The following is a 14,576-nucleotide window of genomic DNA, read 5'->3' on the forward strand; positions in this document are numbered from 1 at the left end:
GAGTTTTCAGTTTTTTCATTCACTTTGTTTGCTAATTTCTATTAGTAAGGAGTCTTCATGTCTTCGTATTCTCGAATCGGTTTTGTCGCCAGCGAAGGAAGAGGTCTGTATGAAACCCATCGTCCGGTTAGTTCGGAGGATATTGTGGCGATGGCGAATCGTTTGATCCGTATTAAGTTTGCACGGGGTAAAGCCATCACGAAACCGACCGATGCGGCTGTTTATTTACCTGCGCAGATGGCGGGCTTTGAACACGAAACCTTCTGGGCCTTATTTTTGGATAACCAGCATCGCATATTGGCCTTTGAAAAGCTGTTTACCGGCACCTTAGCATCTGCATCGGTATACCCGAGAGAAGTCGTTAAACGTTCGTTACAGCTGAATGCGGCGGCCATTATCTTTGCCCATAACCATCCTTCGGGGACCGCTATACCCAGTCAAAGCGATAAAGACATTACCCATAAGTTGAAAGAGGCGTTGGCTTTAATCGAAGTTAATGTACTCGATCATTTTATCGTGGGCGGCGATGACGTGACCTCGTTAGCCGAGCTGGGGGTTATCTAGCAATGAATTCGACCTTGATTGAAATGGTATGGCCGAATCAAGTTACTCAATCTGACAATAACCGCGTAGATCGGCAAACCGGCGAATTGCTAATAGAGGCCTTGCAACAGGTCGATCTAAACGACTTGGATTCAGTTTACGAGCTTTGCCAGCCCTACCTTAATGAACAGCAATTAGTCGAACTGGAAACGCATTGGTACGACAGGCATCCGGTTTTAGCATGGTCAAACCACAATGATATTGTTCAGCTGACGGATTATTCCATGCTGTTTTTAGAGGCCCACCAGCAACATCACTGTGTCCTGACCTATCGGCATGAATTGGAAAGCCAGGAATACGCGATTTTCAAAGTGCTACATCCTGAAAGAGCAACCTTGGGTATCGAAAGGCAGCCTTACAAGCAACGTTATCAACTGGATCAACTGGTGGCCGCCAATAATCAACCCGTTCGCACTACAACCCGCCATTTTGTGCTGCGCTGGCTGCGACAGGCCCAACCATAGCCGGTCATTTTACTTGCGTTAATGCTCATTAAAGCAACTAAACCGCAGCCAAGCTCTGCACCGGTCGGCGTACTTAATCAGTTAGTTTAAAAAATATCGGAGAAACCGAATGAAATCTATGCCCAACAGTCTTCCATTAGGGGTGCAAGTCTCAATCGACCCTGTAACGTTGTATCTCGATAATCTGGCCCCCACCGGCAGGCGTTCCATGCGATCAGCGTTAAATGCCGCCGTTAAGCTATTGGGATTTGAAGACAAACTGGAAAACCTGCCCTGGCAGCAGATTGGTTACCAACACTTGGCCCAGATTCGCAATACGCTAAAACAGCAAGGTAAAGCCGGCAATACCATCAATCTGACGTTATCGGCACTACGGGGCGTGATGAAGGCCTGTTTCAATCTGAAATTGATTGATGCGGACCAATTACTGTCGATCAACGCCGTAAAGCCCGTTAGAGGCAGTCGCTTATCCAAAGGTAGAAGTCTTAGTGTGACGGAGATTCAAAAGTTGCTACGTGTTTGTAGGCGCGATAAAACCCTAACCGGCAAACGCGATCTCGCCTTGTTGACGCTGATGCTGTGTACGGGGCTGCGCCGTTCGGAAGTCGTGGCATTAACTGTTGACGATTTCGACGTTAAAACAGGACTATTGGTCGTCCAATCCGGCAAGGGTAACAAGCAACGACAAATTTATCTGAATGCTGATAGTCGGCCCGCAATTCGCCAGTGGCGGCAAGTACGAGGCAACCATGAAGGCAGACTCTTTAACCCGATCAATAAGGCGGGCCAGATTATCAATAAAGCACTGACTGGCCAAGCCATTTACCAAATCGTCCAGCAGAGGGCCGAACACGCACAGATTGGCGAACTACGGCCCCACGATCTCAGACGCACCTTTGTTACACGTTTACTGGAAGCCGGTATCGATCTGAATACCACACGGCAACTGGCAGGCCACAGCGATATTAAAACCACAGCCCGTTACGATCTGCGCGATCAGAAAGCACAAAAGCAGGCCGTGCAAGCGTTGTCCTTTTAATTTTGCTGAGCAATGGAGCAGCCTGATGAAATTGGCGTTAGTGCAGCTGGATGCCGACGATAAATTATGGAAGCCCTCGGCAATACCTGAGCTGGTGGCCTTGGCAACCGATGCGGATTTAGTGGTATTCCCCGAGGGCATGCCTTTTTATCAAACCGGCCAGAACGCTAAAACCTTGGCCCAAGCGCAACGTTTGCTGTGTCGGCAAGGAGACCGTCAGAAGCTCGATACCGCGTTTATAGCTGGGGGCTATGTCCGAGAGTATGACCGGCTACGCAATGCGGTGTTCCTGATCCACCAGTGCCAAATTAAAGGCCTTTATTTCAAACGGATTGCTTGGCTGGGTGAACCGATCACCGAAGGTAACCAAGCCATTCGCTTTGATTGGCAATCGAGAGAGTCCCATTTCGCCTGTATACCGTTGATCTGTGCCGATGCCGCAGAAAATCCAACACCGACCGGTACCTTGATGATGGCCGAAGCGTTACAACTGGGAGCCAATGTCGAGACGCCGATTATTGTCGTGTCCTACAGTTTTGAGCTAGCGGGGCCGATGTGGCGAGAAGCTCTGTATTTTTGGAGTACAGGCTGCGGTGCACCCGTGGCGATCTGCGGGGTATCGGGTAAAAGCCAAAAATCTTATGTCGATGAACAAGGGCAACCTCATCATTTTGGCGGTGGCGGTAGTGCCGTGTTTTGGCCCGATGGCAGTCACACCCGACAGAGTCGCAAGCGCGGTATTTATTTGATCGATACGATTACCCGGCATTGCCAGTTCCGGCAGATTCCTTAGTTTCAAATCAATAAACCACCTTAACCGCCTGGAAAAGCCAAACGCTTTTTTCAGCGTCTTTCTTTTGTCTGGAGAAAATGATGAACACAAAAAAACCAGTACCAGAACCGTCGAAGTTACCACTATTTGAACTGGGCCAAGTAGTGGCTACGCCGGGCGCATTAGAAGCCTTGCACAGTCTTGGCATGACGGGACTCGAACTATTACGACGTCACCACCGCGGCGACTGGGGAGACTTAGACGCCGAAGACATTGAAACGAATAACACTGCACTAAAAAACGGCAGCCGCTTGTTTTCGTCTTATCAAGTTAATCAAGAAATCAAAATTTGGATCATTACCGAAGCGGATCGGTCGGTTACAACCTTCTTGTTACCGGAAGACTATTGATGTGAGGAAAGCTGATGACAACGAAAACACCACGGCAGCCGATATGATCAACCAACTCAAACATCAAAATGCCCGTGAAGCCTTGGTATATGCCCGTAGCATTCTCGAACGGGCGATACGAGAAATTGATACCTACATCGGTTATCTCGATAAGGCAGACCACAACAGCAAGAAAGCGCAGATCATGAATTGGGCCTTACATTACTTAACATGCAACATTTTGCCCAATGTAAGGTTGGATCTGATAGCCAACGCTCAAGCGACATTTAGCGAACCAGACCGCGATACCTGTCGTTCAAATTGACAAAGTGTACTGGGAAGTTCGGCCAAAAGCGGACCCTGGAGCGTTCTACATAACGGACACTGACTTTTTCAAATCCAGACGGTCAATGTCCATCGTTATTCATTGAGTGTTTTGCAATTAGTAGCCCAATTTTGGAATCTCGGCCGAGACAATATTCATCTGATCACATCCTGACTGGTTTCGGAAAGCATAATATGACAATTAAACCATCGTCTGCATTGGCGAGAGTAATACTTCCACCGTGACGAATCATTACTGCGCGCACAAAACGAAGACCAGAACCTGAGGTATTTGGGGCTCCTTTGAGTCTTGAGGCACGTGCAAGGGAATCAATATTGGTATCGGCAACACCACCGCCCGAATCCTGGAGTTCTAAATGATAAATAGATTTTGATTGCGATAGGGAGATTCGGACATAGCCTTCGTTGGACATATGACGAAGGGAATTATTAAGTAAATCAGCGATGGCTCGTATAACGAGGGACTCCCGGCCAACAATCTCGGCCGGTGTATCATCTCCTAACTCAAATTCGATTGTAAGGCCAGCATCTTCGTAAGCGTCGGCGTATAAGTCTGCTGCCTTTCGGGCAGAGTTTTTCAAATCAAACGGCTCCGATAAGGTATCTGCACCAGATTCAAGACGAACAAGCTCCAGAATGTCACCAACAAGTTTTTGAGTGTGCGACAGCCGGTCAATGACTTTTCGGTCCTTGTCTGCATCAAGGCTTAGCTTCAATTGCTCCATTTCGTCCTTTACTTCATGAGCTACCTGTTCGCTGATTCTGTCGAGTCCCATAATCAGTCGTCCGATGCGGTCCATCATCTGTGAAATCCGAATGTTTAGGATGTCGAGTTCGTCACAACACGATCCTTTGGCAATGGTTGGTCGTATATCAATCTCATTTCGACCGAAAGCTGCTAATGCATCGCTTGTCTCGACAACACGCTGAGAAATGGCGCTTGTTCGCTGGCGAACCCAGAGCCAAGCAGCTCCAAGCGACAGTAATACGATTGCAGAGATTCCTGGCCCAAGCGCACGCATTAGTGTATCGGATGCATCAATGCGCCGACCCACGAGGAGGTATGCGGCTCTATCTCTTCCCCTGTAAATAGGGCCAGCTTTTGACCCATCTTCCGCAATTAGTGAGATGACAAGACCAATATATCGCCCGTTATGTTTTGCGATATCTTCGCCGTTGAAATAGACCCAACCGGACTCCAATGGGACCGAAGTGGGCCATTGAGATACATTACCTCCGCCGAGTCGTACGCCTTTTAAATCTGCAAAGACGTAGACCCTACCCGGCTTTTTAGGGTGTTCGTAGGCGCCGCGGACTGAAGATTCATATCGAACCCCCTTACGACTTGTCCATTTCATGAAGGCAGCTTCGACCTCGATGTCAGCACGCGCCGCTACTTCGAGTGCATGCTTGACAACTAACACCGATCCTCCGCCAATAATGACAGCAAGAAGGAGCATTAGGACACCAGCTTGCCAAATTAGGCCTGAGAAAAGACTGCGGTGGATCTTCATTCTTGCGCTAGTTTATAACCCGGACCTTCCTTTAATATCCGAGGAGCATGTTCGTGTTTACGTAAACTGTTTCGTATCCGGCTTATTGCAGTGTTCATTACGGAGACCTGCGGAGGCAAACTTCGATAATCATTCCAAACCTCCTGCCATAGCGATTCTGTGGCAACCGACTCACCGCCGCCAGCAGCAATTGCGCGAAGAAGAGCGAAACACTTTTTCTGCAACTTAATCCGCTCGCCGCGCCAATATGCCTGCTCCGCTTTGGTATGTAACTCCAGATCCCCATACATTTCTATAGAAGAAGGCATTTTTACTCCAGTAAGCCGCCGTGCGAGGGCTCTCACGCGAGCAATAAGCGCCTCTTCGTCAAAAGGTTTTTCGATGTAGTCGTCCACACCCCGCTCGAGACCAAGGATTTGCTCACCAATCTCGTTTAAATAGCTAAGAACGATGATTCCGGGCAGTGGAGTTTCGATTTCCTTCAACCAGTCGACCAGGATAAGGCCTTCTTCAAGTCGACCAAGCATCCGGTCTAGCAAAATGATATCTACGGTTTCGACGATTAGTATAGAGCGTGCCTCTTCAATGCTTGTCGCATGAAGGAACCGCCAACCGGCGACTTTGGCAGCTGACTTTATCTTGTTTAACCAAACCGGGTCATCCTCGACACTGAGAACCGCCAGTGAATTACCGATATTGAGTGTTTCCATGATTATAAATCCGGGAAATATCAACAATTATCTGCCCAATACTGCTCGAAAAGAATAACGGCAACGGTGCTTGAACTTGCTTCGCTAAGAGACGTACAGAGCAGGCAACTTGACTGAAATACTTTATTTTCTTACGTTGAGGTGGGTATTAATAACTTTAATGCAAATGGAAGTTAGGCGAAATTAAAGCATATTGAGAAGTGGGTTGAAACTAACTTAATTGGTTAGTTGCACTATCAATACAAAGATTTTAGTCTCGGACCAGAAAAATTCGATCTTTTCTCGGGAATAAGGGATGAGAATGGCTATGAAGACAGTAAGGTTTTTGAGATGGGCGATAATTTATCTGAGTCTGATTATATGCCCAGCATACGGAGAAACGGACCAACAACATCTCGAGACTTTTCATCTAGAAGGGGCGAATGAGTACGGAGGGCTTAAAAAATTCTACGAGGATGAACGGGCAGTATATTATTTCGGTGCTCTGATTTGGAAAGACCCTCAATGGGATAAGAATAGTTTTTGGATATCGACAATTATTGCACTGCACAAACCCAGTACTGTTCTAGATACCTTCCTTGAAGTTGACCGATTCGAAGCGGAACTTTTTTCGGTCCATAAGCCCGCATTTAAAATTAGACCGTCTGAAATCGAGTATTTCAACGCAATAATTTTCCCCACACTGAAAACACAATTTCCTTCCCTGCGGTCCAACCCTCCTGAGAGTTTGCAAATAATGGGATTTGCGACCGGACAGCATTTTGAAGATTCTAAGAGATATTTTAGTTCCCGCTCTAGACATAAAATCATACCCGAGCAGCCCTTATATAGACTAAGTTGGTTCTTAACTGAAAGAAGCCAATACCGACCTGCTTATGAAATGCAAGGGCAGCCTGGTGCAGATGCCAGCGAATTTTGGAATAGTGTCCAGGAGGCGAGTTCTGAGAGAGGAGCAATTGGATCTAAGTCGATTGTTGACTCGATCTCTATACCACAGCTTTATCGGCAATATGAATCGCGCAAAAAGGCTCGTGAGGAAGCTGCGGAAAAAACAAGAAGGGATGCCGCGATTGCTTATCTCAATCAGAAACGTACCTCAGGCCTGGTTTATCGCAACAGTCAATTTTGGGATCAGTTCGAACAAGCAGACATCGTTCGCATGATATTCGATGGTGAATTCACGCGCGTAAATGATCCTTTTGAAGCTGCATCGATTTATGTGGGATACGTCGACGCCTTTAACGACGTATGCCAGTCATTCTTGCCATCGAAAAAGGCATCGCACAGAACACAGCGGTATGTGCGGGAAGGATATGGGCCTTGGCGGAAGGATGGCGAACCAACGGTCGTTTATATGGATCCCCTTTTTCTCCCTAAGTACGAACAAATGCTTGATTTGGCCCAGGACGGATCGACCCTTCAGGGATTAGAAATGATCTTTGATGTCTTTTTTTCTAAGAAGTACAAGACACCCGAGAATTTGTTTCAGACGATCTTACAACCCGCCTTTGAAATATTCAAACGAGAGGCATTACTGAGGAATTTTCTGGCAGAGTCTGTTTGTTCCAGTGAAACGGCAAAGCAACTTGGTAAACAATTAATCGCCCTTACGACAGGACAGTTAGTGCCGAGCATGAAAAGCTCTCCCGTACTAGCCGAGTCGGATCCCGTAATCGATACGGACATTGCTCGAGAGTTGGCCTTGCGACGCCACGAACAGGAGCAGGAACTTATGCGACGGGCTGTAAACCCGATGGAAGGTCCAAATGGCTGGCTGCTGGAACGAGAAGATTTTTCTGCTTACAGCGTCATCAGAAATGGTAATGAAGACGCATACCGACGCAACCAGAAATATCGGGAGGCGGTGAATAGCTTGCACAGCCGAGGTCAACCTGTCCTTCAATGTCAGTACGGGCCAACGGGACTGAACGGTGAACTGCCAACCTGGCGCCATTGGATATTTTGGTATAACCATGTCCCGAAGGAAGTTGAAATCATTCGAAGTGTGGATGGGATCGCGCAACCTGGATTAGCAAAAGCCGTTTCCGAGTGCCCGCCAACGACAGGTGCGGCGAATCGTTTACTGCAAGAATAAATATGTCAAGAAAGAGTTGTCGGTTGTTGGTTTCTAACGGGACAATTTAAAGTACGCTTTACGATGGTTTGTACTGTGACATCAACTTAAGATCACTGTAGAGTTCAAAAAATTCTTGAGTTTCCGAGTCTCAAAATGAATGTGTGTTTGTCAACCTCGGAAAAAAGGTAGTTGAAAAAAATCAAAGTCATTTTAATTAACGAGGAAAAAAATATGAAAAATTTTTGGCAACTTTTTTTAAACGTAGTGTGGGTCAATGCTTTACTGATCGGAACGGCAAACGCCAATGTATTTCAATATCAAATCGCTGGTAACGTAACCGGGCAATTTAGACCAGTAATTGATGATCCAATAGCGGATTTACTTGGCGTTTCCCGAAATTCGCAAAATGACATTGCGTATCAACTTAATTTGACTATTGATGTGGATAGGTTACCAATCATTGAAAATGACACTTCGATTTTGCAACAGTATAGTTATTTTGATGCCATTACTGGAGCGAAGTTGATGTTGAACAATACTCTTTTTCAGACACAACGGACTCCCTTCGAAGAAAGTGATACCAATGAAATAACGGTTCTCAATCGGATTGAGGCAAATAACGCGGATGCCTTTGGTTTAAATTTGGCTCATCCGCCACTAACCGATAGCGATTTATTCAATAACTATACTGTACCATTTAATCAAACCATTAATGGTGTGGCCTACGAAAATGCCGTGGTTCAATTGGATGGTTTAAGCTTTTTAATAATCGATCTTAACGGTATGTTCAATAACGCTTCTTTACCCACGGATGATAGTATATTCGCCACAATACCTTCTTCAGCCAATGTGGGAATTGGTTTACGAACAGAATTGGGGGGCAGTCTTCTGCTTGGCAGTCTATCGGGAATTAATGCTTTCGCTATATCTCCAGTCACAGTTCCTGTTCCAGCGGCTATTTGGATTTTTCTGTCAGGAATGGCTTTGCTGAGATTCATTCCGCAAAAGGCGCTTCCGAGTGCCCCACCAACGACAGATGCTTCGAATCGACTGTTTCGGGAATGAAGTTCATATATAAATGGATTGTCGGAATAAGCTTTCCAGAGTAGCGTTTGATATCACAAGAAGAATAAAAGATCATCAAGAGAGTTATTTCAATTTTCAAATTGATCTTGATTCAGTATTTTTTTAGGGTCGTAGGGGGATTAAATCAAACTAATTTCCAACTCAATATTTTCCTCGTTTTTCAATAATCTTGGGGATTTGATCAATGTCTACTGGCTCGCTTACCCTTCCGGTTCCACCCCCAGCGATTGCTGGAGTAGCTTATCGACATAAAATGTCCACAAGCGGGTTGCACTTTCCTTTTGTTAAATCAGGTGATGTTGTCAAGGTTGGTGAACCCCTGATTGCTTGGGGAGGATCCAGCCTAGCTTGGAAGGATTTCTTTTTTGGAAATATTACAAGTATTTTACTCCGACGAGATGTCACTGAATCACGCCTTCTCTCACCGGTCACCGGTATTATCGAATGGGTTAATAGCGCCCTAAATGTTAACACTGATTGGCAGTTGCTCAATTCCGGATTAAAGATTGGGTCAAGAGAATATGACTATCAAAATGCGATTCGGATTCGAGTTACAAATACCCGAAAAGAAGATATTAACCTATTATCGGCTTATTCAGAACTAATAGCTTATGCGAGGCGGCATGCGCGTAAAAGCGAGCGGGAAAGAATAGAGCAGGAAATTAACATAATAAAAAAAGCTGAACTAATTTTTTTGTAAGACTAATTAAAATGGGGTGAAAGATGTCAAATCAATTCGATCGCGATTGGGAAGAGTTTCAACATGGAGTACAAGGAACTCAAACGGGTTCTTTACACAATCAACTTGGACTAGAGAGTACTAAAAACAGATCTCCGACTCATCCATATCCCCAAAAAAAATCCAATCAAACAAAAAAACTAAATTCAAAAAAAACAATTCCACAGCCATCAAGTTATGAAACAAACGACTCCACGGCTAATAAAGTTGGCTTATTAATCGCCTTAATAGCTTTTGCTGTAACTGCATATTGGATCTATGATTCGACACAAGATAATCATATTACTGCATTGATTGCTGGTATTATTGCGGCATCAATTGCAGGGAAATATTATAAAGTTATTTTGATTTTGTCATGTGTAGTTGGAGCGTTTTATATAAAAGACAAATTAGGGGTTTAGGTATCTTACTAAAACTGCTGATTCAGCCAATAACAAAGATTTCTTTTAAATTTGGAAGATTTCAATGAGTGATTGTAAACAACTTTGGAAAAGACAAAATTGTTTATTGCTACTGTTCGTGGGATTGAATCTAGTGACAGGCAATGCTTATTCCGACCCGAGTAATAATCAATGTAATACTCCCAGTTGCATTGCCATTAGAAATACCATAGCAAAACATAAAAATCATTCTAAACCGAATACTGACTACAGAGAACACTATGCGTCAGCGAGCGGTCGGCAAAAAGGCATAGTATACAAACTTGAGCCTTTTTGGGCGCAATATGATGATTTTGATATTGCCAGGCGCATTTTTGATGGTGATTTTAATGGACTTAAAGACACTCTTGAATTTAAGGCTTTATTTTCGGGTTTAGCGGTTTCCTATTCCAAAAAATGCAGTGAATACGTACGAAACTGGCAAACCTACGAAAAAAAGTCTCTCGATTATGATCGAACAAGTTGGAATCTCGATGGTTCTAAAACGATCCATAAGTCAGAACATACCAAAACCTATAACATTGACAAGCGCTTCACGCCCCAATGGGCGATCTACGATACAGATCTCGCAAAAGAGGTTCTCAAGCGAGGTGTATTTTCGTCTTTTGGCCTGGTTTTAGGCTATCGCGGTGAGATGGAACATTTCGTGAAGAATCAGGGCTGTCAAAGCGCAGCGGTTGCCCAAATGATAGAAAATTTTATCCGAGCGGCAAATGATAGATCATCAGCACAAGCTGATGGGATGCATTTTTCAGGCGCAGAAAGGGAAAGCGATAAGCCCGAAGACCAGAAAGGATCAGAAAATTTCGATAGCCGTATCACGCCTAAACAACCGGAATTAAACGATAGACCTACAAAAAGTAGTTTTGACGACAATGAACCCTTGCAAAACGCTCACTCTAAGCATGAACAATCGATTAGTCGGTCGAATATTCTTGATAGCCAACAATCATATCGACAACGTCAAATTGATATTAATCGAGAGATTGAGAAAATCATGGACGTTCAACAGAAAGAACGAGCTGAAGCATCAAGAATATTTCAGCAGAAATTAAGGGCAGCAAAGACACCTCAAGAAAGACTCGAAATACAAAAAATGTTTCAACAACAGCATACGATCGCCATGCAAAAACTGAAAGAACAAGTGGAAGAGATTCGTAATAGACATAATATTCTGAATCAGTAGATTGTTGGTAATTTTTTGCCGCCGCTAAGATAAACAAGTTTTCCCCCCTTCATTTCACATAACCAAGGAGTCGTTTTTTGAAGAAGATCTTATACGTTGATATGGATAATGTGCTGGTCGATTTTACCTCAGGCATTGCAAGGTTGGATGACGCTGTGAAGCAAAAATATTCTGGCCGATTAGATGAAGTGCCTGGGATTTTTGCGCTGATGTCCCCAGTGCCTAGTGCTATTGATGCCTTTATTGAGTTATCAGATTTATTCGATACCTACATCCTATCAACAGCTCCCTGGGAGAACCCGTCAGCTTGGAGCGATAAATTACTATGGGTTAAACGCTATATGGGTAAGGTGGCATACAAACGCTTGATCCTTTCGCATCACAAGAATTTGAATGATGGGGCCTATTTGATCGACGATAGAACGAAAAATGGTGTCGACGCCTTTATGGGAGAACATATCCATTTCGGTACAGAGAGTTTTCCCGATTGGGAAACGGTGCTGACATACTTGAGGAAGAAGCATAAATAAGGCGATAAGCGCTCAATAACAAATCAACAGGTGTTTGGCGTGCTCTGACCATCCAAGATCAAGCCTTGTGGATTCAACAATGCATGCAAACTTTATGCTGGGCGCTTATATGTAACGAAATGCTCCAGATTTGAAATGCCACATTGATTTTATCTATTTCAGAATTGAGATTATTTTTGATTGAAAATTGACAAATCGATGACCGCTTTGTAGAAATTCATATACACAATGTCACAGTCTGTTGTGGGTCGTTGCTCGCCTGCTAACTCCAATTTGCCAAAGTCCGCTAACTATAAATCAGAAAACGCTTCCTCATACAGTTTGGGCAAAATCTCACCTGCTTTTCCGCAGAGATTAAATTTGGCGATAATATTGAAGCTCGTATCGGTTGGGTTGATCTGAATAATGGGCACGTCCAACCTTTCCGCCAAGTAGGGCAATTCTGCGGCTGGCCAGACCATACCGGATGTGCCGACGATCATCATAAGTTCGCAAGTTTTACATGCCTCTTTAGATAAGTCCCACTGTTCGGCAGGTAAACGTTCTCCAAACCACACAACACCGGGTCGGACCAATCCATTACATACTGAGCAGTTGGGCGGATCGATTCGACTTTCACATCCAACAGGTGTCGCTTCTAAATGTTGGTAGGGAGCCCCACACTTTATACAACGCGGATGGTTTAGGCTACCATGTAAGTGTAAAACATCACCGCTGCCGGCTCGTTCATGTAAGTCATCGACATTCTGAGTAATCAGCGTCAATTTCGGTATCCGTTTTGCCAATTTGGCAATGGTTGTATGTGCAGGGTTTGGTTGTGCATTTAGTACCCGATGCCGCCGCCATTCATACCAGCCCCAGACCAGAGCGGGATCAGCCAAGAATCCCTCTTCACACGCCAACTGTGAGGCGTCGTAATTTTCCCAAAGACCCGTTAATGCATCGCGAAAAGTTGGAATTCCCGATTCTGCAGAAACCCCAGCACCCGTTAATATTACTAAGTGTTTGGCTTGCTTCAACAGATCAATAAGTTTGGCGGAGATCATCTTTATGGGGCATATAATACATACGTCGGCCAAAAATAATATAACTTCAACATCAATGCTAGAAAAATTCTAACATTTAAAAACTACAAGTAAATAATTTTGTTATTTTCTATCCTGATATGCTTCTTCTTTTGCAGATCAGTAATTATTTTTTCGACATCTGCATCAGATATAGCACCTTGAAATTGATACATTGCTTTTATAGAATTAGCCAATGTCTTTTTCTTTGCGGGGCGTAATTTTAAAAGTCGCTCAACAACGTAACTTATAGTATTGGTTGGTTCTGCTGAAGTTTTCGAATTTTCTTTTATATCTGGCGAATTTTTAATAGTAGGTTTTTCTGCCCTATTTTGAGGATTAGCCGTTTCTTCCTCTTTCCTAGCCAACTGGATTAGTAATTGAGCTAACCTTAACTTATCCCTATAACTCAATTGTTCGCATGCTAATGCTATTACATTGTAATTCATATGATCCCTATAAATTTAAAAATAGAATAAATACCAGCACCTAACTAATTGATGGAAAGAACATAGCCCTTATAAGAAAGAGTGTAGTTCATGACCGAAAATCTGATAAATAATGATGTATTGATAATCGATGAAGTAGCAATGGATAAATTGAAATGGATTGTATGGGGAATGGATGGCGGTGAACCTGCTGTTAGTACAATGCAATTTTCGTAAAATGACGGCAAAAAACGTCTGTACTAAATGCACTATCTTAGAGAACAAGGGACATCAAAACTAGGCTGGATAACAATCAATAGCCACATAAGATATTAATAACAGAGTGTTTGTCTCAATATAGTGCAAATCGTACACACCGCTTTAACTACACTGGACGCACCGTTCTGCACTTCGGAAAACCGGTACACCCCCAAAACTGTCCACCTTGGTTTCCGCCACTTTTTGCTTTCCGTAATACCATCGGTCTTCCGCATTTCGGACAAGCATTCTCGGTCTTTTGCTGCTTTTCTTCGACAATATTTCGCACGTGTTTGACGTGCTTGACGTGAGTTTTAATTGTTGGTTTTAGGCGGCCATATTCTAGCTTCTTGCATAGTTCAGCAACTTCGGTTTCAGTTAAAATTTGCTGCTGTTTGCTTTTGATGAAGCGAATATAACCTCCAGCATAAACCACATTATCTGGCATTGATGTTTTGAATTTACTATCACCAATAAATACGACGATTGAAAATAATTTATCGGGCGTTAATTCCAAAGCAGATTGTAAGGTCTGCGTATGCTTATAATTCTGATGCAGCGGGTTTTGAAACTTGTTGGTATGCCGATAGATTTTCTGTGTCCAAGTCTTTTGATGTTCGCTGCCGAATATCCAACCTTTAATATTTTTGGTTTCTATAACAAAAACACCAAAGCGCGAAACAATAACATGATCAATTTGCGTCGTTCCACCGTCTTCGGTGGGTAATGTCACATTCTTGAAAAGCTTATAAACTTCTTTATCAAGTCGCAGTTTGGCAATTAAGTTGACCTGAAACTCGCCAAAAACACCTTTCATAAACGGCGTTTTCAGAAAGCTTAAAATCGCCAACAGCAGCCATAACCACCAATAGTTTTTTAGTATCGGCCCCAGTGCTTGTATCAGAAGCTGGTTAACATCCATATTCAGCGTT

General features: G+C 43.9%; 18 protein-coding genes. 13 read left to right on the forward strand and 5 right to left on the reverse strand.

Going from position 1 to position 14,576, the window contains the following annotated elements; translation table 11 throughout:
• Nucleotides 1–57 precede the first annotated feature (57 nt).
• The 6 genes from radC (at nucleotide 58) to M0R33_RS19700 (ending at nucleotide 3,592) form a co-directional block, all read left to right on the forward strand.
• Nucleotides 58–564, forward strand: coding sequence for a DNA repair protein RadC (gene radC, locus M0R33_RS19675; protein ID WP_292573432.1), 507 nt, complete (start codon nucleotides 58–60; stop codon nucleotides 562–564).
• 2 nt (nucleotides 565–566) lie between these two features.
• A complete protein-coding gene (locus tag M0R33_RS19680) occupies nucleotides 567–1,067 on the forward strand; it encodes a PcfJ domain-containing protein (protein ID WP_292573435.1) in 501 nt (166 codons plus the stop codon).
• Nucleotides 1,068–1,176: 109 nt separating this feature from the next.
• Complete coding sequence (locus tag M0R33_RS19685) at nucleotides 1,177–2,106, forward strand: site-specific integrase (RefSeq protein WP_292573437.1); 930 nt, start codon at nucleotides 1,177–1,179, stop codon at nucleotides 2,104–2,106.
• Between the two features lie 25 nt (nucleotides 2,107–2,131).
• Nucleotides 2,132–2,899, forward strand: a complete 768-nt coding sequence (locus tag M0R33_RS19690; RefSeq protein ID WP_292573439.1) for a hypothetical protein — start codon at nucleotides 2,132–2,134, stop codon at nucleotides 2,897–2,899.
• 80 nt (nucleotides 2,900–2,979) lie between these two features.
• Nucleotides 2,980–3,288, forward strand: a complete 309-nt coding sequence (locus M0R33_RS19695) for a hypothetical protein (protein ID WP_292573441.1) — start codon at nucleotides 2,980–2,982, stop codon at nucleotides 3,286–3,288.
• Nucleotide 3,289: 1 nt separating this feature from the next.
• Entirely contained in the window at nucleotides 3,290–3,592 is a 303-nt protein-coding gene (locus tag M0R33_RS19700) for a hypothetical protein (protein WP_292573443.1), read from the forward strand.
• A 163-nt stretch (nucleotides 3,593–3,755) separates the two neighbouring features.
• Here M0R33_RS19700 and M0R33_RS19705 read toward each other — a convergent pair whose 3' ends face one another.
• Together M0R33_RS19705 and M0R33_RS19710 are read right to left on the reverse strand one after the other, a co-directional pair.
• The gene (locus M0R33_RS19705; protein ID WP_292573444.1) at nucleotides 3,756–5,126 is read right to left on the reverse strand and encodes a HAMP domain-containing sensor histidine kinase; all 1,371 of its coding nucleotides are present in this window, start codon (nucleotides 5,124–5,126) and stop codon (nucleotides 3,756–3,758) included.
• On the reverse strand, nucleotides 5,123–5,836 hold the full coding sequence (locus tag M0R33_RS19710; RefSeq protein ID WP_292573446.1) for a response regulator transcription factor: 714 nt from the start codon (nucleotides 5,834–5,836) through the stop codon (nucleotides 5,123–5,125). Before M0R33_RS19710 ends, M0R33_RS19705 begins: the two co-directional genes overlap by 4 nt.
• Before the next feature lie 307 nt (nucleotides 5,837–6,143).
• On the opposite strand from M0R33_RS19710, the gene M0R33_RS19715 reads away from it, so the two are divergent.
• The 6 genes from M0R33_RS19715 to M0R33_RS19740 all read left to right on the forward strand — a co-directional run bounded on the left by M0R33_RS19715 (nucleotide 6,144) and on the right by M0R33_RS19740 (nucleotide 11,894).
• Entirely contained in the window at nucleotides 6,144–7,931 is a 1,788-nt protein-coding gene (locus tag M0R33_RS19715; RefSeq protein ID WP_292573448.1) for a hypothetical protein, read from the forward strand.
• A 171-nt stretch (nucleotides 7,932–8,102) separates the two neighbouring features.
• Nucleotides 8,103–8,978, forward strand: a complete 876-nt coding sequence (locus M0R33_RS19720; RefSeq protein ID WP_292573449.1) for a hypothetical protein — start codon at nucleotides 8,103–8,105, stop codon at nucleotides 8,976–8,978.
• Between the two features lie 205 nt (nucleotides 8,979–9,183).
• Nucleotides 9,184–9,699, forward strand: a complete 516-nt coding sequence (locus tag M0R33_RS19725; protein ID WP_292573451.1) for a hypothetical protein — start codon at nucleotides 9,184–9,186, stop codon at nucleotides 9,697–9,699.
• A gap of 23 nt (nucleotides 9,700–9,722) precedes the next feature.
• Complete coding sequence (locus tag M0R33_RS19730) at nucleotides 9,723–10,139, forward strand: hypothetical protein (protein WP_292573453.1); 417 nt, start codon at nucleotides 9,723–9,725, stop codon at nucleotides 10,137–10,139.
• Nucleotides 10,140–10,203: 64 nt separating this feature from the next.
• On the forward strand, nucleotides 10,204–11,364 hold the full coding sequence (locus tag M0R33_RS19735; protein ID WP_292573455.1) for a hypothetical protein: 1,161 nt from the start codon (nucleotides 10,204–10,206) through the stop codon (nucleotides 11,362–11,364).
• Between the two features lie 77 nt (nucleotides 11,365–11,441).
• The gene (locus tag M0R33_RS19740) at nucleotides 11,442–11,894 is read left to right on the forward strand and encodes a hypothetical protein (protein WP_292573456.1); all 453 of its coding nucleotides are present in this window, start codon (nucleotides 11,442–11,444) and stop codon (nucleotides 11,892–11,894) included.
• Between the two features lie 290 nt (nucleotides 11,895–12,184).
• Here M0R33_RS19740 and M0R33_RS19745 read toward each other — a convergent pair whose 3' ends face one another.
• Together M0R33_RS19745 and M0R33_RS19750 are read right to left on the reverse strand one after the other, a co-directional pair.
• Nucleotides 12,185–12,940 carry an NAD-dependent deacylase gene (locus tag M0R33_RS19745; RefSeq protein WP_292573458.1) on the reverse strand — a complete coding sequence of 252 codons (756 nt, stop codon included), beginning with the start codon at nucleotides 12,938–12,940 and terminating at the stop codon, nucleotides 12,185–12,187.
• Nucleotides 12,941–13,023: 83 nt separating this feature from the next.
• Nucleotides 13,024–13,407: a hypothetical protein gene (locus tag M0R33_RS19750; RefSeq protein ID WP_292573459.1), complete on the reverse strand. Its 384-nt coding sequence runs from the start codon at nucleotides 13,405–13,407 to the stop codon at nucleotides 13,024–13,026.
• Between the two features lie 90 nt (nucleotides 13,408–13,497).
• Between M0R33_RS19750 and M0R33_RS19755 the strand changes: the two genes are divergently transcribed.
• Nucleotides 13,498–13,623, forward strand: a complete 126-nt coding sequence (locus M0R33_RS19755) for a hypothetical protein (protein WP_292573461.1) — start codon at nucleotides 13,498–13,500, stop codon at nucleotides 13,621–13,623.
• A 148-nt stretch (nucleotides 13,624–13,771) separates the two neighbouring features.
• On the opposite strand, the gene M0R33_RS19760 is transcribed toward M0R33_RS19755, so the two are convergent.
• Nucleotides 13,772–14,566 carry an NERD domain-containing protein gene (locus M0R33_RS19760; RefSeq protein WP_292573463.1) on the reverse strand — a complete coding sequence of 265 codons (795 nt, stop codon included), beginning with the start codon at nucleotides 14,564–14,566 and terminating at the stop codon, nucleotides 13,772–13,774.
• Nucleotides 14,567–14,576 lie beyond the last annotated feature (10 nt).

Origin of the sequence: Methylomonas sp., assembly GCF_023228165.1 — a bacterium.
Lineage (GTDB): Bacteria > Pseudomonadota > Gammaproteobacteria > Methylococcales > Methylomonadaceae > Methylomonas.